The sequence below is a fragment of the Pseudoduganella namucuonensis genome, from assembly GCF_900116645.1.
GTDB lineage: Bacteria > Pseudomonadota > Gammaproteobacteria > Burkholderiales > Burkholderiaceae_D > Rugamonas > Rugamonas namucuonensis.
Window position 1 is genome coordinate 53,881 of the sequence record NZ_FPBO01000008.1, and the last position, 17,475, is coordinate 71,355.

Annotated in this window: 16 protein-coding genes; 6 read left to right on the top strand and 10 right to left on the bottom strand. The window is 67.2% G+C overall.

All coding sequences use genetic code 11. The features are described 5' to 3' along the window. Window positions 1-6: 6 nt before the first annotated feature. Both BM436_RS10775 and BM436_RS10780 read right to left on the bottom strand, forming a co-directional pair. Window positions 7-759 (bottom strand): SDR family NAD(P)-dependent oxidoreductase, encoded by a 753-nt coding sequence (locus BM436_RS10775; protein ID WP_093555527.1) that lies wholly within the window; start codon window positions 757-759, stop codon window positions 7-9. A gap of 11 nt (window positions 760-770) precedes the next feature. Continuing rightward, window positions 771-1,643: a dioxygenase family protein gene (locus tag BM436_RS10780; protein WP_093555528.1), complete on the bottom strand. Its 873-nt coding sequence runs from the start codon at window positions 1,641-1,643 to the stop codon at window positions 771-773. A 184-nt stretch (window positions 1,644-1,827) separates the two neighbouring features. On the opposite strand from BM436_RS10780, the gene BM436_RS10785 reads away from it, so the two are divergent. From BM436_RS10785 to BM436_RS10800, 4 genes are all read left to right on the top strand, one after another. Next, on the top strand, window positions 1,828-2,850 hold the full coding sequence (locus BM436_RS10785) for a LacI family DNA-binding transcriptional regulator (RefSeq protein WP_229489914.1): 1,023 nt from the start codon (window positions 1,828-1,830) through the stop codon (window positions 2,848-2,850). A gap of 43 nt (window positions 2,851-2,893) precedes the next feature. Further along, window positions 2,894-3,388: a hypothetical protein gene (locus BM436_RS10790; protein WP_093555529.1), complete on the top strand. Its 495-nt coding sequence runs from the start codon at window positions 2,894-2,896 to the stop codon at window positions 3,386-3,388. Between the two features lie 70 nt (window positions 3,389-3,458). Beyond that, window positions 3,459-5,429: a GAF domain-containing sensor histidine kinase gene (locus BM436_RS10795; protein ID WP_093555530.1), complete on the top strand. Its 1,971-nt coding sequence runs from the start codon at window positions 3,459-3,461 to the stop codon at window positions 5,427-5,429. A 2-nt stretch (window positions 5,430-5,431) separates the two neighbouring features. Beyond that, window positions 5,432-6,472 (top strand): DUF5677 domain-containing protein, encoded by a 1,041-nt coding sequence (locus tag BM436_RS10800; RefSeq protein WP_143133065.1) that lies wholly within the window; start codon window positions 5,432-5,434, stop codon window positions 6,470-6,472. Here the strand turns inward: BM436_RS10800 and BM436_RS10805 are convergent. The 4 genes from BM436_RS10805 to BM436_RS10820 all read right to left on the bottom strand — a co-directional run bounded on the left by BM436_RS10805 (window position 6,462) and on the right by BM436_RS10820 (window position 12,065). Beyond that, complete coding sequence (locus BM436_RS10805) at window positions 6,462-6,653, bottom strand: MbcA/ParS/Xre antitoxin family protein (protein WP_177307108.1); 192 nt, start codon at window positions 6,651-6,653, stop codon at window positions 6,462-6,464. The two genes, BM436_RS10800 and BM436_RS10805, sit on opposite strands and share 11 nt — an antisense overlap. A 235-nt stretch (window positions 6,654-6,888) precedes the next feature. Continuing rightward, complete coding sequence (locus BM436_RS10810) at window positions 6,889-9,603, bottom strand: CHASE domain-containing protein (RefSeq protein WP_143133067.1); 2,715 nt, start codon at window positions 9,601-9,603, stop codon at window positions 6,889-6,891. Window positions 9,604-9,673: 70 nt separating this feature from the next. Continuing rightward, window positions 9,674-11,179, bottom strand: a complete 1,506-nt coding sequence (locus BM436_RS10815) for a response regulator (RefSeq protein ID WP_093555534.1) — start codon at window positions 11,177-11,179, stop codon at window positions 9,674-9,676. Window positions 11,180-11,324: 145 nt separating this feature from the next. Beyond that, complete coding sequence (locus BM436_RS10820; RefSeq protein ID WP_093555535.1) at window positions 11,325-12,065, bottom strand: DNA-formamidopyrimidine glycosylase family protein; 741 nt, start codon at window positions 12,063-12,065, stop codon at window positions 11,325-11,327. A 164-nt stretch (window positions 12,066-12,229) separates the two neighbouring features. Between BM436_RS10820 and BM436_RS10825 the strand changes: the two genes are divergently transcribed. Continuing rightward, window positions 12,230-14,485, top strand: a complete 2,256-nt coding sequence (locus BM436_RS10825; RefSeq protein WP_093555536.1) for a PhoX family protein — start codon at window positions 12,230-12,232, stop codon at window positions 14,483-14,485. A 260-nt stretch (window positions 14,486-14,745) separates the two neighbouring features. After that, window positions 14,746-15,249 (top strand): DUF3016 domain-containing protein, encoded by a 504-nt coding sequence (locus BM436_RS10830; RefSeq protein WP_093555537.1) that lies wholly within the window; start codon window positions 14,746-14,748, stop codon window positions 15,247-15,249. Between the two features lie 5 nt (window positions 15,250-15,254). Here BM436_RS10830 and BM436_RS10835 read toward each other — a convergent pair whose 3' ends face one another. From BM436_RS10835 to BM436_RS10850, 4 genes are all read right to left on the bottom strand, one after another. Then, complete coding sequence (locus tag BM436_RS10835) at window positions 15,255-15,698, bottom strand: thioesterase family protein (RefSeq protein WP_093555538.1); 444 nt, start codon at window positions 15,696-15,698, stop codon at window positions 15,255-15,257. 33 nt (window positions 15,699-15,731) lie between these two features. Next, a complete protein-coding gene (locus tag BM436_RS10840) occupies window positions 15,732-16,904 on the bottom strand; it encodes a PQQ-dependent sugar dehydrogenase (RefSeq protein ID WP_093555539.1) in 1,173 nt (390 codons plus the stop codon). Window positions 16,905-17,093: 189 nt separating this feature from the next. After that, entirely contained in the window at window positions 17,094-17,246 is a 153-nt protein-coding gene (locus BM436_RS10845) for a DUF1427 family protein (RefSeq protein WP_093555540.1), read from the bottom strand. Then, entirely contained in the window at window positions 17,243-17,467 is a 225-nt protein-coding gene (locus BM436_RS10850) for a DUF1427 family protein (protein WP_093555541.1), read from the bottom strand. Before BM436_RS10850 ends, BM436_RS10845 begins: the two co-directional genes overlap by 4 nt. Window positions 17,468-17,475 lie beyond the last annotated feature (8 nt).

Here is a 17,475-nt window from a genome sequence, read left to right on the forward strand (position 1 = left end):
GCCTCCTCACGCCGCGCCGAGGTGGCGGCCGCCGTCCACCTGTATCACCGTGCCGGTGGCGAACAGCAGCGTGGTGGCGCAGGCCTCGATGGCGGCCGCGATGTCGTCCGGCTGGCCGATGCGCTTGAGCGGCGTGGTGGCGGCCTGCTTGTCGTTGAACGAGGCGTCGCGGCCCGGCACGAAGGCGCTGTCCACCACGCCGGGCGACACGTTGAGCACGCGGATGTGCGGCGCCAGCGCGCGGCCCAGCGAGGTGGCCATGGCGTCCAGCCCGGCCTTGGCCGCGCAGTAGGCGACGTTGCTGCCGATGCCGGTGGTGGCCGCGATGGAGGACACGTTCACCACCACCCCCCGGCCGGACTCCCGCAGCAGCGGCGCGAAGGCGCGGATGGCGGCGAACGGCGCGCGCCAGTTGGCGGCGAAGATGGCGTCGATCAGTTCATCGTCCAGCGCGTCCAGCGAGGCGTGCGGCACCGGCCTGGTGAAGCCGCCCGAGTTGACGAGGATGTCGGCGCGGCCGTGGCGCTCGCGCACCTGTTCGGCGGCGCGGACCAGCGCGGCGCCGGATACAAGGTCGGCTTCGATCGCGCAATGCCCGGCGCCGGGCAGCGCGGCGGCCTTGGCGTGGGCGTCGTCGCTGGCGCGGCCCAGCAGCACCACGCGGGCGCCGCGCCGCGCCAGGCGCAGCGCGCTGGCGTAGCCGATGGCGCCCGCGCCGCCGGCGATCACGGCCACCTGGCCTTCAAGTTCGAGATTCATGAGTCGCTTCCTTATTTGATCGGCGCTTCGGGGATGCGGCTTTCGCCGCGCTCCAGCACGAAGTCGTAGTTGAGCGTGTAGTCGCCATCCGCACGGCGCACGAAGCGCCCCACCAGCGGCCGGGTCACGCCGAAGGAGACGTCGTTTTCCAGGTGTTCGCAGTCGTCCGCGAACACCTGCGTGATCAGCGTCTTGAACTCCGGCTTGGTGACCATGAAGTGCACGTGCGCGGGGCGCATGCAGCCGCGCAGCTGGAGGCGCAGTAGCTCGCCTACCACGCCGCCGGTCGGCACCGGATAGCCGGCGGGGCGCACGGTGCGGAAGCTGTAGCGGCCTTCCGCGTCGGTGAGGAAGTGGCCGCGCAGGTTCATCTCCGGCTGGCCCTGGTCCTGGTTCTCGTACAGGCCCACGGGCGAGGCCTGCCACACGTCCACCTTGGCGTTGGCCACCGGGCGGCCCTGCAGGTCGCGCACCTGGCCGGACACCAGCATGGCCGCGCCGGGCATGTCGCAGCGGGCGATGGAGTCGCCGTTGGCGCACCGCGGCGATTCGGCGCGCCAGAAGGGGCCGAGCAGGGCGGCGGCGCTCTGGCCCTGCGTCTGCGGATGGTTGCGCAGCGCCACCAGGGTCGAGATGCCCAGCACGTCCAGCGCGAGCACCACCTCGTTGTGCCTGTCGTTGGTCTGCTGGCCGATGTCGGTGACGAACTGGATGAAGGTGCTGAATTCGGCCTCGGTCAAGTCCACTTCGCGCACCAGCGCGTGCATGTGCTCGACGAAGGCGCCCACCAGTTGGCGCAGGCGGGCGTCGGGCGTGCGGGCCATGGCGGCGTGCGCCACGGCGGTGACGGATGCTTCGCCGTCGATGATGTTTGCCAGGTTCATATCCACTCTATTCTCCTTTACGCGATCGTTCGCGTTGAATGGATAGTAGCACTGGAAAAGCTTTAGTCAAAACAAAAATCGATTTTTACGCGAAATTTACGCGATCGTTCGCGTAAGTCCTGCGGTTGGCCCTCTGGCGCCCTGGCGTGCGAAAATACGACATCGTTCGTTAGGGAAGCACGCTATGCAGCAAAAAAAGATGACGCTCAAGGGCCTGGCGCAGATTCTGGGCGTGCATACGTCCACGGTCGGCCGCGTGATGGACCCGTTGACGCGCCACATGGTGGGCGAGGAGGTGGCCCAGCGCGTGCTGAAGGAGGCGGCCAAGCATGGCTACCGCCCCAACAAGATGGCGGCGTCGCTGCGCACCCGGCGCTCCAACATCGTCGGCGTGATCCTGCCCGACATCACCAACCCGGTGTTCCCGCCCATCGTGCTGGGCATCGAGGACGAACTGCGCAAGCACGGCTACGTGGCGCTGATGACCAACGCCGGCGAGGACCAGGCGCAACAGCGCTTCGTCGTCGACCAGCTGCTGGCGCGCCAGGTCGACGCGCTGATCCTGGCCACCGCCACCCGTGACGACCCCGTGATCTCGCACTGCCTGGCGGCCGGGGTGGCGCTGGTGACCGTCAACCGCAGCGAGGACCGGGGCCGCGTGTCCAGCGTGGTGAACGACGAATACGCCGGCATGCGGCAGGCGGTCGAGCACTTGCTGGCGCTGGGCCACCGGCACATGGTGCACCTGGTGGGGCCGCAAAACCTGTCCACCGGCCACCTGCGCAAGGAGGGCTACGAGCTGGCGATGGCCGCCAACGGCGTGCCGCGCGAGGCGGCGTGGGAAGTGGAGGGCAGCGCCTACACGCGCGAGGCGGGCCGCGCCGCCTGCCTGGAGGCGATGGCGCGCTATCCGCAGGCCACCGCCATCCTCGCCGGCAACGACCTGCTGGCGCTGGGCTGCTACGACGGCCTGCGCGAACTGGGCCTGCGCTGCCCGGAGGACGTGTCCGTGGTCGGCCACAACGACATGCCCTTCGTGGACATGGTGAACCCGCCGCTGACGACGGTGCGCATCAGCCACCACGCGATGGGCGTGCAGGCGGCGCAGCTGGTGTTAAAAGGTTTGCAACAGGAGGGCGGCGGCCAGATGGAGATCCGCCTGAAGCCGGAGCTGGTCGTGCGCGGCTCGACAGCAAAACCCCGCTGATTTCGGCTATACTGTATATTTATCCAGTAAAAGCGAGACCTTCATGACTGACGATACCCTGCTTTCCCCCGACGACGACGTGCTGGTGCAGGAAGACCGCCTGTGGCAGGCCAACGGCTGGACCGCGCGCGTGATCAAGAACGAGGAAGACGAAGGCTGGGCCGTGGCCATGATCAAGGACGGCGAGCCGGAGCCGGCGCTGGTCGGCCCCTGGACCATGGGCCGGGACAAGAAGAACCCCAAGCCGCTGGACGTGAACGCCTTCAACACCCTGGTCAAGACCGCCAACGAGGTGCTGCGCCGCCACGAGCAGCAGCTGCACGCCCAGCTGCACAAGAGCGTGCGCGTGAACACCGAGGGCGCGGCCTACATCACCGTCAACCTGGACATCACGCCGGACGAGGACGAACCCTACGCCACCCTGACCGCCTTCGACCCCTACGGCGAGGAGCAGGCCCAGGTGCGCGTGGCGCCCAACTTCAAGCTCAGCGTGGCCAGCGCCACCGCGTGGATAGACGGCGGCTACCGCCGCCCGTGAGGCGGATGGCGCGGCCCGTCCCGACCTGATAGTATTTCCTACACGCATCTCCTCGAATAGGAAACCACTGATGGAAAGCCGTCTCAGCCGACTGGAAGCCGTCCAGAGCATGTTGCTCGAAATCGGACAGAAATCGAGCACCTGCACCGATATCGCCGAGTTCCTGCGGGCGGTGCACCACGCGCTGGGCCGCATCATGTACGCGGCCAACTTCTACGTCGCCCTGAACGACCTGGACGGCAAGCCCAACACGGTGCGCTTCGTCTACTTCGTCGACGAACTGGACGCGGCGCCGGACCGCGACGAGCTGGTGACCCTGGCCTCGCCGGACCAGTCGCCCACCGCCTGGGTGATCCTGAACCGGCAGCGCCTGACCATGACGTTCGAGGACCAGAACTCGCGCGAGGTGGACGGCACGCCCTGGGGCGGCGGCAGCGCCGCCGAGCACTGGATGGGCTGCCCCCTGCTGGACCAGAACCACCAGGCGCTGGGCGCCATCGTCATCCAGAGCTACGACAAGCAGCACACCTTCAGCGAGGAGGACCAGGCCCTGTTCTCGCTGATGGCCAATCACGTCTCCAGCGCGCTCCAAGGCCTGCAAAGCATGGACCGCCTCGAGCGCGCCGTGCGCGAGCGCACCGCCGCGCTGGAACACGAGGTGGCCGAGCGGCGCCGCGCCGAAAGCCTGCAGCACGCGCTGTACGAGATCGCCAGCCTGTCGGCCGGCGCGTGGGACACCGAGACCATGTACGGCCGCCTGCACGAGGCCATCAGCGAAGTGGTCACCGCGCGCAACTTCCTCATCGCGCTATACCACCCCAACACCAACGAGGTGACGATCCCCTACTTCGTCGACGAAAAGGACGCGGACGCGCCCGTGAAGCGCTTCCACTACGGCGTGGGCATGAGCTCCTACATCCTCAAGCAGCGCAAGCCCTGCCTGCTGGACCGGGAAAGCTACGCCGCGCTGGTGGCCAGCGGCGAGATGGAACACCCGCTGGGCAACGAGGACATCGCCAGCTGGATGGGCGCGCCCATGCTGCTGAACGACTACGCCTACGGCGTGCTGATCGTGCAAAGCTACGACGACAGCGTGATCTACGGCCAGTCCGACCTCGACATCCTCGCCTTCATGGCCAACCACGTCGCGGTCGCCATCTCGCGCCTGCAGGCCGAGCGCGCCATCCGCCACGCCAAGGAAACGCTGGAGGAGCAGAACGCCGCCCTGAACACCGCGCTGACCCAGCTGCAGACCGCGCAGACCGAGCTGGTGCGGCAGGAAAAGCTGGCCTCGCTGGGGCGCCTGGTGGCCGGCGTGGCGCACGAGATCAACACCCCACTGGGCATCTGCGTGACCGCCACCAGCCACCTGGTGCAGGAATTGAAGCTCACCCGCGAAGACCTCGCCGCCGGCACGCTGGACGAGGAAGGGCTGAACCAGTTCCTCGACATCATCGACCAGTCGCTGCGCATCATGACCTCCAACACGCAGCGCGCCGCCGCGCTGGTGCGCAGCTTCAAGCAGGTGGCGGTGGACCAGTCCTCGGACAGCATCCGCGGCTTCAACCTCGGCAGATACCTGGACGAGGTGCTGCTGTCGCTGCAGCCCAAGCTCAAGGGCAAGCCGATCGAGGTCACCATCGACTGCCCGCCGGACATCCACATGGAAAGCTTCCCCGGCGCGATGTCGCAGATCGTCACCAACATGGTGGTGAACTCGCTGGTGCACGGCTTCGGCGAGGGGCAGGAAGGCAAGATCAGGATCAAGGGCCGCGCCGAGGGCGAGCACGTGCAATTCGATTACAGCGACGACGGCATCGGCATGGATCCGACCACGCTGGCGCAACTGTTCGACCCCTTCTTCACTACCAAGCGCGGCTCCGGCGGCAGCGGCCTCGGCGCGCACATCCTGTACAACCTGGTGACGGGACCGCTGGGCGGCACGGTCAAGGTCGTCAGCGCGCCGGGGATGGGGCTACACTACAGCCTGCGATTCCCCAAAGTGCAGCAGCGGAAAGGGCAGGGGGGCGATGGCGCCTGAATATGGACACACTACAAAAGTCGTTTGACAAAGCAATGCAGGAACTGGCCGCGGCGGCCGGCTCGGAGGAGGAGCGCCGGCAAATCTCGGCCGACGTGCCGCACCGCATGGAAAATTTGCTGAGCAAATATCCGAGCGAAATGCTGGCCGGGCTGAAGGTCAACGCGGAAAGGGGGCTGGCGGAGCGGCGCAAGCTGCACGCCGAGTTCGTGGACCGCAACACCAGCCGCTGGAAGGAGGGCTTCGACCTGCTCGAGCTGCAGATCGAAATCTCCATCGAGGCCGGCGACTCCTTCACCCGGCGGCTGCGGCCGAAGGCGACGGCGGAGGGCGACCTGGTGTTCGACCTGCTGGTGCGCCTGCAGGCCAAGGGCATCCTGGTCGCCAAGGAGATCCTGACGCTGCTGAAGAACGGCTACGCCGACGGCGCGCACGGACGCTGGCGCTCGCTGCACGAGATGACGGTCACGGCGATGTTCATGCTGGCGCACGGCCAGGAGGCCGCGCGGCGCTATCTGGACCACGAATCGGTCGACGCCTACCGGGCCGCGCTGCAGCTCGAAAAATTCGTCTCGCGCCTGAACACGCCGGGCTTCAGCGAGGGCGAGCTGGCCCAGCTCAAGGCCCGCTACGACGCCGTGCTCGACGCCTACGGCAAGGATTTCGCCAACGCGTACGGCTGGGCGCGTCCCTTCCTGGGCAAGGGCAATCCCAATTTCCTGTCGATGGAGGAGGCGGTCGGGCTGGACCACTTGCGGCCGTACTACATGTGGGCCAGCCAGAACGTCCACGCGAGCGCCAAGACCATCAAGACCTCGCTGGGGCTGAGCGAGACGGTCAGCGAGGCGCTGCAGGTCGGACCCAGCAACTCCGGCATGACCGACCCGGCGCACTCCACCGCGATTTCATTGTCGCAGCTGACGATCACCCTGCTGCGCCTGGCGCCGAATCTGGATGATTCGGTGATGATGAAGGTGCTGCTGTTGCTGACCGATGAGATAGGACAGGCGTTTGTCAGGTGCAGTGAAAACCCTATCGCCTGATGGGATGGTCGCGCTCGTATTGCGTGATGTAAGCGAGCACGCGGGCGGCGCCATCGTCGGTGTCGAGTAGTTCGATAGGCACCAAGCCGTCGAAGTAGGGATTCTCCACCTGCAGCCACTTGAAGGCCTTGCCGCAGCTCCCCACCACGCGGGTCGCCCGCGCCACTACCTGCTGCTGCACATCCGGGCAGCCATAGTAGAGGTTGTAGCCATCAACGTAGACACGTGTGCGTAACAGTGCCTGGGCTGGGAACGTCGCTCCTGGCATTTTTTGCTCCCGGAATGAAAAAACCGGCTTGCGCCGGCTTTTTCCCCCGCGCTCCAGATGGTCTAGCCACACCGGCGTCGCGGATTAGTTGTTACGGTGATTGTATCAAACAATCGCAGTAAACCACCTCGGCCGCCTCTCTATTTGGTCAAGATTTGTGGTGATCGCCCCGCCGCGCCAGCGCTTCCCGCACCCGCTGCGCCAGCTGCTCCCTGCGGTAAGGCTTGCTGAGCAGCTGCACCCCCTCCTGCAACCGCCCCTTGCTGGTCAGCGCGTTGCGCGTGTAGCCGGAGGTGAACAGCACCGCCATGCGCGGCAGCATCGCGCTCGCCAGCGCCGCCAGCTCGGTGCTGGACACCGGCCCCGGCATCACCACGTCCGTGAACAGCAGGTCGATCGCTATCCCGCCCCGCACGATGGCCAGTGCGCGCTCGCCATCCTCCGCGTCCAGCACCGTGTAGCCCAGTTCGGTCAAGGTGTTGATGGCGATCTGCCTGACCTCGGCGTCGTCCTCCACCACCAGGATGGTTTCGCTGCCGCCCTCGGCCGATTCCTCCGCGGCCGCCGCCGGCTGGTCGGCGTTGGCCATGGAGCGGGGCAGGTAGATCACCACCGTCGTCCCCTCGCCGGGCGCGCTTTCAAGGTGGATGTGCCCGCCGCTTTGCTTGACGAAGCCGTAAGCCATGCTCAGCCCCAGCCCCGTGCCCTGGCCGACCGGCTTGGTCGTGAAGAAGGGCTCGAAGGCCATCGCCATCACGTCCGGCGGCATGCCGCCGCCGGTGTCGGTCACGGTCAGGCGCACGTAGTCGCCCGCCGCCACGTCCACCAGCGCGTGCGCGGCGGCGGTGTCCAGCGTGGCGTTCGCCAGCGCGATGGTGAGCACGCCGCCCTCCGGCATGGCGTCGCGGCCGTTGATGGCGAGGTTGACGATGACGTTCTCCAGCTGCCCCGGGTCGACCAGCGAGTTCCACACGCCGTCGCCGGCCTCCACCCGCACCCGCACCGCGTCGCCGACGGCGCGCTGCAGCAGGTCGTCCATGTCCAGCAGGATGGCGCCGGGATCGAGCACCCGCGGCTGCAGCGGCTGGCGCCGCGCGAACGCCAGCAGTTGCGACGACAGCTTGGCGCCGCGGTCGGTCACCGATTGCATGCGCTTCAGCCGCTCCTCGATGCGCTCGTTGCCCTTGGCGATCAGTTGCAGCAGCTGGATGTTGCCGCCGATGACGTGCAGCACGTTGTTGAAGTCGTGCGCGATGCCGCCGGTGAGCTTGCCCACCGCCTCCAGCTTTTGCGCGTGCTGCAGCGCGTTGCGGGTCTGCTCCAGGGCCAGCGTGCGTTCCGCCTCCAGCCGCTGCGCCGCGTGCAGCCGCCGCTGCTCCGCCGCCAGCCGCTCGTTGGTTTCGCGCAGCTGGTGTTCGTTTTCCTTGGCGCGGGTGATGTCGGTGTGGGTGCCGATGGTGCGCACCGGCAGGCCGGCCGCGTCGCGCGTGACGGCGGCGCCGCGCGCCAGTATCCACTTCCAGCCGCCGTCCTTGCACAGCATCCGGTATTCCGCCTGGTAGGGCGCGCTGGCGCTGTTCAGGTAGGCCTGGAAGGTGGCGAACACGCGCTCCCTGTCGTCCGGATGCAGCAGGCGCTCCCATTCCTCCGGCGCGTTGCGGATGTCCGCCATCGCATAGCCCAGCATTTCGCGCCAGCGCGCCGAATACACCACCTCGCCGGTGACGCTGTTGCCGTCCCATACGCCGTCGCCGGCGCCCTCCAGCGCGTATTTCCAGCGGAATTCGCTTTCGCCCAGCTGCTGCGTCATGTTCCTGGCCAGGGCCAGCGCGCGGCCGCGGCCGGTCGCCAGTATCCACACCAGCAGCGCGACCATCACGCTACCCACCACGCCCACCGTGGCGATCAGGCGTGGCCGGTCCGACTGCAGCCGGGCCTCGAACACGGGCGCCGAGCGCACGTCCAGCGTCCAGGGCCGGCCGGCGATCACGATCAGCCGCGTTTCCTGGAACATGGGCCGGTGCCGCGCCGCCGCGCCCGCGTGCGAGTCGTAGAGCAGGGCCTCGTCGCGCGCGGTGGCGCCGTCGTAGATGGAGAGGATCACGTCGCTGAAGCGCTCGCCGCCCAGGCCGGCCATCAGGTCGTTCATGCGGAACGGCGCGCCCACCCAGCCGATGTGGTGCGCGCGCCGTTCCTCCAGCGTGGCGGTGGGCATGCCGCGCCGGTACACCGGCAGGTACATCACCAGGCCGGCCTGCGGGTCGCGGCCGTTTTCCTGGATCAGGCGCACCTTGGCCGAGGCCGAGACCCGCCCGCTGTCGCGCGCGCGCTCCATCGCGGCGCGGCGGTTGGGCTCGGTCAACATGTCGAAGCCGAGCGCGCGCGGGTTCAGCCCGGTGAAGGGCTCGATGTGGGAGATGGCCGAGTAGAGCGGGCGCGCGCCGGCCGGGTGCACCTCGTACGGCACGCCGCTGGCGCGCATGGCGGCGACGTGGGGCGCCACTTGCGCGGGTGTCAGCAGGGGCGCCAGGGCGATGCCCTGGATGCCGGGGAACATGTCCTCCAGCCGCAGCGAGGCGACGTACAGCCGGAAGTCGTCGCGCTTGACGTCCATCGAGCCGAGCAGGAAGGCCTGGACCCCGCGCTGGACCTGGGCGTAGGTCGCCATGCGCTCCTCGATGCGGCGCTGGGTCTGCCTGACCTGGAAGTCGAACTCGGCCTGCCGGTAGCGCGTCAATTGCTGCTGCGACATCTGCCAGGTGCCGTAGGTGGCGGCCAGCGCCACGAGGAACACGGCCAGGGACAGCAGCAGGGGCGTGCGCCGGCCGGGGGATACGGACTGCTTGTTTTCGCGTTGCGGCATCTTGGTCGCCACTGGCGGGCGCGGTTCCGGGCAAGACTGGATTATGGACGCGCCGCCGTATTCCTGTCGCTCAGTCCGGGAAGCGCTCGTTGATGGCCAGTGCCTTGTCGATGTTGTTGATCAGCAGCTCCACATACACCGGGTCCAGGTGTTGGCCCGCCACCTCGCGCAGGTGGCCGACCACCTCGCCGATCGGCCACGCGTCCTTGTAGCAGCGCTTGTGCATCAGCGCGTCGAACACGTCGGCCACGGCGACGATGCGCGCGTACAGGTGGATCTGCTCGCCGCGCAGGCCCTGCGGGTAGCCGCTGCCGTCGAATTTCTCGTGGTGCTGGTGGGCGATCACGGCGGCGGCCTTCAGGATCGGCCGCTGCGAGCCGTCCAGGATGGACAGGCCCACCGCCGGGTGCTGCTTCATGATCTCCCATTCGGCCGCGTCCAGCTTGCCCGGTTTCAGCAGCACCGCGTCCGGGGTGGCGATCTTGCCGATGTCGTGCATCGGCGCGGCTTGCTTGAGCACGGCCGTTTCCTCGTCCGGCATGCCGCTGGCCACGGCCAGCAGATGGCACACCTCGGCCATGCGGCGCACGTGGTTGCCGGCCTCGTTCGAACGCGATTCGACCACGTCGCCCAGGCGCAGGATCAACTCGGCCTGGGTGTCGGTGATCTCCTGCGTCAGCAGGATGTTGTCGAAGGCGATCGCCACGCCCGAGCAGAAGATCTGCAGCAGCTTGGCGTCGATGTCGGAGATCTCGTCCACGCCCTTGAGCACCAGCAGCGAGGCCTTGCCGCTGGCGTTGGGGAAGTAGCCGACGTAGGTGTCGCCGCGCAGGCGCGAGATGCGGTTGCTCTTGGCCTCGTCCAGCTGGGCCAGCAGCGCGTCGTCGAGGATGGTGCTGTCCTCGTCGCCGATCCGGGCCAGGATCTCGTATTCGTTCTCGCCGCTGATGGCGGTGGCGCCGCGCAGGCGCAGCAGCAGGCTGTTTTCCAGGCGCAGCAGGGCCACGACCTGCTGCAGCAGGCCGCTGGCGAAGTCCTTCAGGTTGCGCTGCTGGAAGATGTGGGCGGAGGCGGCGATCACGCGCTCCAGTCCCTCGCGGTAGTTCAGCTGCGCGACGCGGGCCTCCTCCACCTTCATGATGTCGCGGTAGGCGCGCAGCGCGGCGAAGGTGGTGGTGAACAGCTTGGTGCGGTCCAGCTCGGTCTTTTCCTTGTAGTCGTTGATGTCGTAGTTGACGATCACGCGCTCCTCGGGCGCCTGGCCCGGCTGCCCGGTGCGCAGCACGATGCGGGTGAACTGGTTGTTCAGTTCCTGGCGCATCCAGCGCGCCACCTCCAGGCCGCTGTCCTCCTTCTCCATCACCACATCCAGGAACACCAGCGCGATGTCGGTCTCGCGCGCCAGCACCTCCTTGGCCTCGGCGCCGCTGTAGGCGTGCACGAAACTCAGGGCGCGGCCGTCCAGGCGGAAGCGGCTCAGTGTCAGCTTGGTGATGTCGTGGATATCGGGTTCGTCATCGACCAGCAAGACTTTCCATGGCGCAAGCTTTGGCGATGGTGAGGACAAAAAAGACATATGGGCGGTTTCCGCAAAATGACACTGATACTTATCCGAAGCGCAATTTTTAGGCGCACTTTTTCGATTGTAGTCCCACAGCGGCGCAATTAACAACTGGCAACATCTATTACGATAACGCTTAACAACAAACCGCCGCGCCCCGCTAATTTCCGTAGCGTTTTTGACACTTTTCGCAATAAAAACTGCGCCTTTTCGTCGCGCCCAGGTGCCCCTTGGAAAAGGGGATGTCGCAGCGCGGGCAGACGCGCCTGGTATGCGCCTGCCAGTGCTTCTTCAATTCATAGGCCAGCTTCCATTCCTTGAACAGGAAACTGTAGTCGCGGGCGTCCTTCACCAGCGCCCGCAGCTTGGGCGCCGGCAGCGCGCCCACCGGCGACAGCGGGTGTATCCGCAAGCGAAACAATACTTCGTTTTTGATGATGTTCCCCACGCCGGCGAAGATATTCTGGTCGAGCAGGGCGTCGCAGGCCAGCTTGTCCGGCGCGGCGCGCAGCTTCCTCAGCGCCAGCGCCGGGCTCCACGCGTCGGCCATGACGTCGGCGCGCCAGTCGTACACCTCGTCCAGCCCGCCCTCCAGCGGCTTGACCGAGCAGGTGTAGAAGTTGAATTCCTCGCCGTCCTCGAAGCCCAGGCTCAGGCGCGGGTCGGTGTCCTTGCGCTCGTTGATGCGGTAGCTGCCGAACATCAGCAGGTGGATGCGCAGCACCTGCCTGGGCAGTTCGATCAGGAAATGCTTGCCCCAGCTGTGCAGGCCCAGGATGGGCTGCCCCTCGAGGCTGGCGAAATCGACGGTCTTGCTGTTGCCGCTGGCGTTGGCGATGGTGCGGCCGACGAAGCCGGCGGCCTGTTCCTTCATGATGACGATCGAGGGTCCTTCGGGCATGGCGCGCTCCTTGTGTGAAGCGGCCAGTGTGCGCGCCGCTCGCGGGCGCGGCGGTGCGGACGCCCACATAGCGCGCCGGCGGGGCGTATCCGCGCGTCACGATGTTGTCATTTTTCCTCTCTAGAATCGCCGGCGTTCGCCACCCTAACTTTCCAAACGAAACCATGAACAGCAAAGACCGCGTACCAGCCTCGATCGACCCGGACGACATCGGCTACAACGACACGCCGAACGAACACTTCAGCACCGTGCTCGAGCAGCGCATCAGCCGCCGCAACCTGCTGCGCGGCGGCGCGGCCGGCGCGGCCAGCGTGGTGCTGGGCTCGATGGGCCTGACCGCCTGCGGCAGCACCGAGACGCCGGCGGCGCCGCCGGTGGTCACGCCGGTGACGCCGGTCGTCCCCACCGAAAAACTGCTGGGCTTCACGGCCGTGGCCAAGAGCCTGGCCGACGTGGTCGTGGTGCCGGCCGGCTACACCGCCAGCGTGCTGTACGCGCTGGGCGACCCCATCCTCAACGGCGCCACCGCCTTCAAGAACGACGGCAGCGACGCCGACTTCGAAAACCGCGCCGGCGACCACCACGACGGCATGGAGTTCTTCGGCCTGGGCGCGGACGGCAAGCCGTCCGCCAGCGCCGTCGAGCGCGGCCTGCTGGCCATGAACCACGAGGCCACCACCAACCAGCAACTGTCGTCCTTCTTCATCCACGCCAACGGCGGCACCAACACGCTGCCGCGCCCGGCCGCCGAGGTGGACCGCGAGACCGCGCTGCACGGCCTGTCCATGGTCGAGGTGCGCAAGGCCGGCGGCAAGTGGGAATACGTGAAGGATTCGACCTTCAACCGCCGCGTCACCTGCCTGACCGAGTGCGAGATCTCCGGCCCGGCGCGCGGCAACGCGTTGCTGGTCACCAAGTACTCCAAGGACGGCACCAAGACCCGCGGCACGCTGAACAACTGCGGCACCGGCAAGACGCCTTGGGGCAGCTTCGTGTCCGGCGAGGAGAACTGGTCCGGCTACTTCGTGCGCGGCGCCGCCGACAACGCCGCGCGCGGCAACGACAAGAGCGTGGCCTCGCTGAACCGCTACGGCCGCGCCCAGGGCGCCGCCTCGCGCCACGCATGGGAAACGGCCGGCGCGGACGACAAGTACGCGCGCTGGAACAACAGCAAGCTGGGCGCCTCGACCGACGGCGCCGACGACTACCGCAACGAGATGAACGGCATGGGCTACATCGTCGAGGCCGATCCGTACAACAAGGCCAAGGCCGTCAAGAAGCGCACCGCGCTGGGCCGCTACGCGCACGAGAGCGCCGCGTTCGGCAAGCAGGTGGTGGGCCAGCCGCTGGCCGTCTACATGGGCGACGACTCGCGCAACGAATACATCTTCAAGTTCGTCTCCACCGCCGTCTGGTCCGCCGCCGACGCCACCCCGGCCGACATGCTGGCCACCGGCGACAAATACCTGGATTCGGGCAAGCTGTACGTGGCCAAGTTCGCCGCCGACGGCACCGGCAGCTGGATCGAGCTGAGCATCGCCAACCCGCAGATCGCCGCCTACGCCGGCTACAAGTTCGCCGACCAGGCCGACGTGCTGGTCAACGCGCGCCTGGCGGGCGACGCGGTGGGCGCGACCAAGATGGACCGTCCGGAATGGTGCTCGGTCAACCCGGCCAACGGCGAAGTGTACTTCGCGCTGACCAACAACAGCAACCGCACGGCCACGCCGAGCGGCTCCTCGCAGCTGGCGCCGGACGCCGCCAACCCGCGCGCCTACACCGACATGAAGGGCACGACCACACAGAGCGGCAACCCGAACGGCCACATCCTGCGCTTGAAGGAAGGCTCGTCCGGCGCGGCGGCGCTGGTGTTCGCGTGGGACGTCTACCTGTTCGGCGCCGAATCGGGCGCGGACGCGGGCAAGGTCAACCTGTCGAACCTGACCTCGGACCAGGACTTCTCCAGCCCGGACGGCCTGGCGTTCTCGCCCTCGACCGGCATCTGCTGGATCCAGACCGACGACGGCGCCTACACCGACGTCACCAACTGCATGATGCTGGCCGGCCTGCCGGGCCAGGTGGGCGACGGCAAGAAGGTCACCCTGAACTACGCCGGCGCGGCCGGCGCCACCTTGGCGGTCGACACCTACGTCGGCAAGGCCGCGACGGCCGACACCTTGAAGCGCTTCCTGGTCGGCCCGGTCGACTGCGAGTTGACCGGCATTTGCGAAACGCCGGACGGGAAAGCGCTGTTCGTCAACATCCAGCATCCGGGTGAAGGCACCAGCCAGGCCAACATCGCCGACCCCACGAAATACACCAGCCAATGGCCGAGCAACGCTGGCTACGGCGCCGGCAAGCGCCCCCGCTCCGCCACGATCGTCATCACCAAAAACGACGGCGGCCGCATCGGCAGCTAACCCTCAAAAAGCGCCCAGGGCCATTTTTCCCCAGCGGAAAAAATAGCCCTGGGCGGTTTTCCGGCTTTTTCAACGGCTCCCCGGGCGAAGGGTTGCCCGGTGTTGAAAAGCGCCCAGGGCCATTATTCCCGCGCGGATAAAATGGCCCTGGGCGCTTTTTGCTGAATGGTAAGAAAAAGTTTCAGGGGTGGGGTGGGCGGGGAAACGGAGTATATTGAAATGTGGCCGTCCCCGAGACGGCGCTCTCCGTGAGGTTAATCATGCGCGCACACCATCCTTATTTGAAACTGTTCGCGGCGGCGGCCTTGGCGCTGCTCGCTTGCGGCGCCGCGTCGGCGTCGGCGACCGTCACGTATGTGGAGGCGGACAAGTTCGCCGATGTGCCGTTTTCACCCGTCGAGCGCGAACGCGTGCTTAAACTGCTGACCGACCATTTCACGCAGTTGGGCAAGCAGTTGCCGGCCGGCCAGGAATTGCGGCTGGAGGTGACGGAATTGGATCTGGCGGGACGGATCGAACATCACCGCCGAGACGGCCAGGATTTCCGCCTGATGACGGGCGGCGCCGACTGGCCCCGCATGCATCTGCGCTATAGCCTGGTGGCGGACGGCAAGGTGCTCAACAGCGGCGAGGCGGACTTGTCGAGCATGAATTATCTGCGCGAGATGAATCGCTATAACGGCGGCGAAACGCTGCGCTACGAGAAGCAGATGATCGACGAGTGGTTCGGCAAGACCTTCGGCGTGAAGGTCAAGCGCGGCTGACCCATTCAGTCCAGCCAGTTCACCCGGGGGAACTTGGCCAGGAAGTCCTCCGGCATCGGCACCACCTGGCCGCTCTTGTAGTTGTAGAACACGAAGCCGGACTTGGCCATCGCCACCAGCGCGCCGTCCCGCGGCCGGGTGATGCGGAAGGTGATGTCGCCGCCGTATTTGTTGAAGTCCATCACGCCCACTTCGAACAGCAAATGGTCGCGCGCGTGCGCCTCGGCCTTGTAGGTGGTGGCCAGGTCGGTGATGATGATGCCGTTGCCGTCGGCCGCCGTCTCGCGCACGCCGAAGTCGTACAGGAAGCGTGCGCGGGCTTCCGAGATCATCGAAATCATCGAGTCGTTGGCCAGGTGGTTGGCGCCGTTGATGTCGGTGACGCGCACGGTCAGTTGCGTGGAAAAGTAGAACTGGTCTTCCGGGAATTCGAGTTTCAGGCGTGCCATGGTCTTTGCGGGCGGGTATCGGTGCCCGCTATTTTAACGCTTGGCGATACGGTACACCCCGCCGTTGGCCGACAGCATGTAGAGCTCGCCCGCCGCGTCCTGCCCGAACGACAGCACGTTGCCGATGTCCCCTGTGGCCCAGTCGCGCACCGCGCCGGCCACGCCGTTGCGGTAGGGGAAGCTCTTCAGGTAGCCCTTGCAGTAGTCCGAATAGAAGTATTCCCCGGCCAGTTCGGGGATGGCGGCGCCGCGGTAGACGAAGCCGCCCGTGATGGAGCAGCCGTTGGCGTCGTTGGCGCCGTGCTGGTATTCGAACTGCGGAATGAACAGGCCGGCGCGCTCGCAGGTGGCGGCGTTGTAGCAGGCCGTGCCTTCCATGGTGCGCCAGCCGTAGTTGTTGCCGCCCTGCGTGGCGGCGGCGATGTTCACTTCCTCGCGCTCGCCCTGGCCCACGTCCGCGATGTAAAGCAGGCCGTCCGTGCGGTCGAAGGCGAAGCGCCACGGATTGCGCAGGCCGCTGGCCCAGATCTCGTTGCGCCGGCTGGACATGCCGATGTAGGGGTTGTCCGGCGGTATCGCGTAGCCGGGTCCGGACCCGCCCACGTCCAGCCGCAGCATCTTGCCCAGCAGGCTGGTGGGGTTTTGCGCGTTGCCGTTGGGATCGCCCGCGCCGCCGCCGTCGCCGGTGCCGAGATACAGATAGCCGTCCGGCCCGAACGCGAGCTGGCCGCCGTTGTGGTTGGTGGCGCCCGGATGCGGCACGCTGATCACGCGCGTGGCCGAGGCGGGGTTGGCCACGTTGGCGTCGCCGGACACCTGCATGCGGTCGACGGCGATGTCGCCGTTCGTGTCCGTGTAGTAGAGGTAGAAATAACCGTTCTGCGCGTACTGCGGATGGAAGGCCATGGAGAGCAGGCCGCGCTCGCCGTTCACGGTGGTCTTGGCGCTGATGTCGACGAAGGGCTGGGTCAGCAGCGCGCCGTTGGACACGATGCGGATGCGCCCCGGCCGCTCGGCGATGAACAGGCGCGCGTCGCCCGCCGGCGCGGTCAGGTAGATGGGCTGGTTCAGGCCGCCGACGACTTGCCGCAGCGTCAGCGCCAGCGTGGTGGTGGGCGGGACCGGCGTGGCGCCGCCGCCACCACCGCCGCAGGAGGCGAGCAGCAGGATGGAAACGGGCTGAACGGCGAATTTGAGCCAGTGCATGGTCTACTCCTGATGAGGAAAGTGAGCCATTCTAGCCAGCGTTGGCCGGGCGCGGCGCGGCGTTGCGCCAACGGCCGACGCCGCTTGGGGTCTGACCCCCAAGCGGCGTCGGCGATGGAGATATGCGGGCCCGTACGTATCCGGCGGAATAGCGGGGGAGGCGCCGGGCCCGCGCGCTACTCCGCCCTTCTACAACTGCCCGGCGGCCACGTAGCCGGCCGTCATCGCCACCACCAGCAGGGCGCCCACCGGTGTCGGCGGCGCGGGGGAGGGTATGTCCAGCCAGCGGCACGCGGCGCCTATCGCCAGCCCGAGCGCGGCACCCGCGAGCAGGGCGCTCATGGCGCCTCCCCGTTGGATTCCAGCGCGTGGCCGCCGCAGTTTTTCTTGTGCCGCGCCGCGCTCTTGCCGAGCTGGCGGTCCACCAGCCAGTAGCCGCAGCTCATGGCGAACACCAGCAGCGCGCCGCTCAGCACCGGCGGCGACGCGGCCGGGATGCCGAACACCCGGCAGCCCGCGCCCACCACGAAGGACAGCACGATTCCGATCAGGATCTTGTTCATCGATGCGC

Excerpts from the sequence above, each read along its gene's own strand:
- BM436_RS10775 (WP_093555527.1), bottom strand. The coding sequence starts at position 759 with ATGAATCTCGAACTTGAAGGCCAGGTGGCCGTGATCGCCGGCGGCGCG.
- BM436_RS10795 (WP_093555530.1), top strand. The coding sequence starts at position 3,459 with ATGGAAAGCCGTCTCAGCCGACTGGAAGCCGTCCAGAGCATGTTGCTC.
- BM436_RS10785 (WP_229489914.1), top strand. The coding sequence starts at position 1,828 with ATGCAGCAAAAAAAGATGACGCTCAAGGGCCTGGCGCAGATTCTGGGC.
- BM436_RS10840 (WP_093555539.1), bottom strand. The coding sequence starts at position 16,904 with ATGCACTGGCTCAAATTCGCCGTTCAGCCCGTTTCCATCCTGCTGCTC.
- BM436_RS10830 (WP_093555537.1), top strand. The coding sequence starts at position 14,746 with ATGCGCGCACACCATCCTTATTTGAAACTGTTCGCGGCGGCGGCCTTG.
- BM436_RS10800 (WP_143133065.1), top strand. The coding sequence starts at position 5,432 with ATGGACACACTACAAAAGTCGTTTGACAAAGCAATGCAGGAACTGGCC.
- BM436_RS10845 (WP_093555540.1), bottom strand. The coding sequence starts at position 17,246 with ATGAGCGCCCTGCTCGCGGGTGCCGCGCTCGGGCTGGCGATAGGCGCC.
- BM436_RS10820 (WP_093555535.1), bottom strand. The coding sequence starts at position 12,065 with ATGCCCGAAGGACCCTCGATCGTCATCATGAAGGAACAGGCCGCCGGC.
- BM436_RS10790 (WP_093555529.1), top strand. The coding sequence starts at position 2,894 with ATGACTGACGATACCCTGCTTTCCCCCGACGACGACGTGCTGGTGCAG.
- BM436_RS10810 (WP_143133067.1), bottom strand. The coding sequence starts at position 9,603 with ATGCCGCAACGCGAAAACAAGCAGTCCGTATCCCCCGGCCGGCGCACG.
- BM436_RS10835 (WP_093555538.1), bottom strand. The coding sequence starts at position 15,698 with ATGGCACGCCTGAAACTCGAATTCCCGGAAGACCAGTTCTACTTTTCC.
- BM436_RS10825 (WP_093555536.1), top strand. The coding sequence starts at position 12,230 with ATGAACAGCAAAGACCGCGTACCAGCCTCGATCGACCCGGACGACATC.
- BM436_RS10850 (WP_093555541.1), bottom strand. The coding sequence starts at position 17,467 with ATGAACAAGATCCTGATCGGAATCGTGCTGTCCTTCGTGGTGGGCGCG.
- BM436_RS10780 (WP_093555528.1), bottom strand. The coding sequence starts at position 1,643 with ATGAACCTGGCAAACATCATCGACGGCGAAGCATCCGTCACCGCCGTG.
- BM436_RS10815 (WP_093555534.1), bottom strand. The coding sequence starts at position 11,179 with ATGTCTTTTTTGTCCTCACCATCGCCAAAGCTTGCGCCATGGAAAGTC.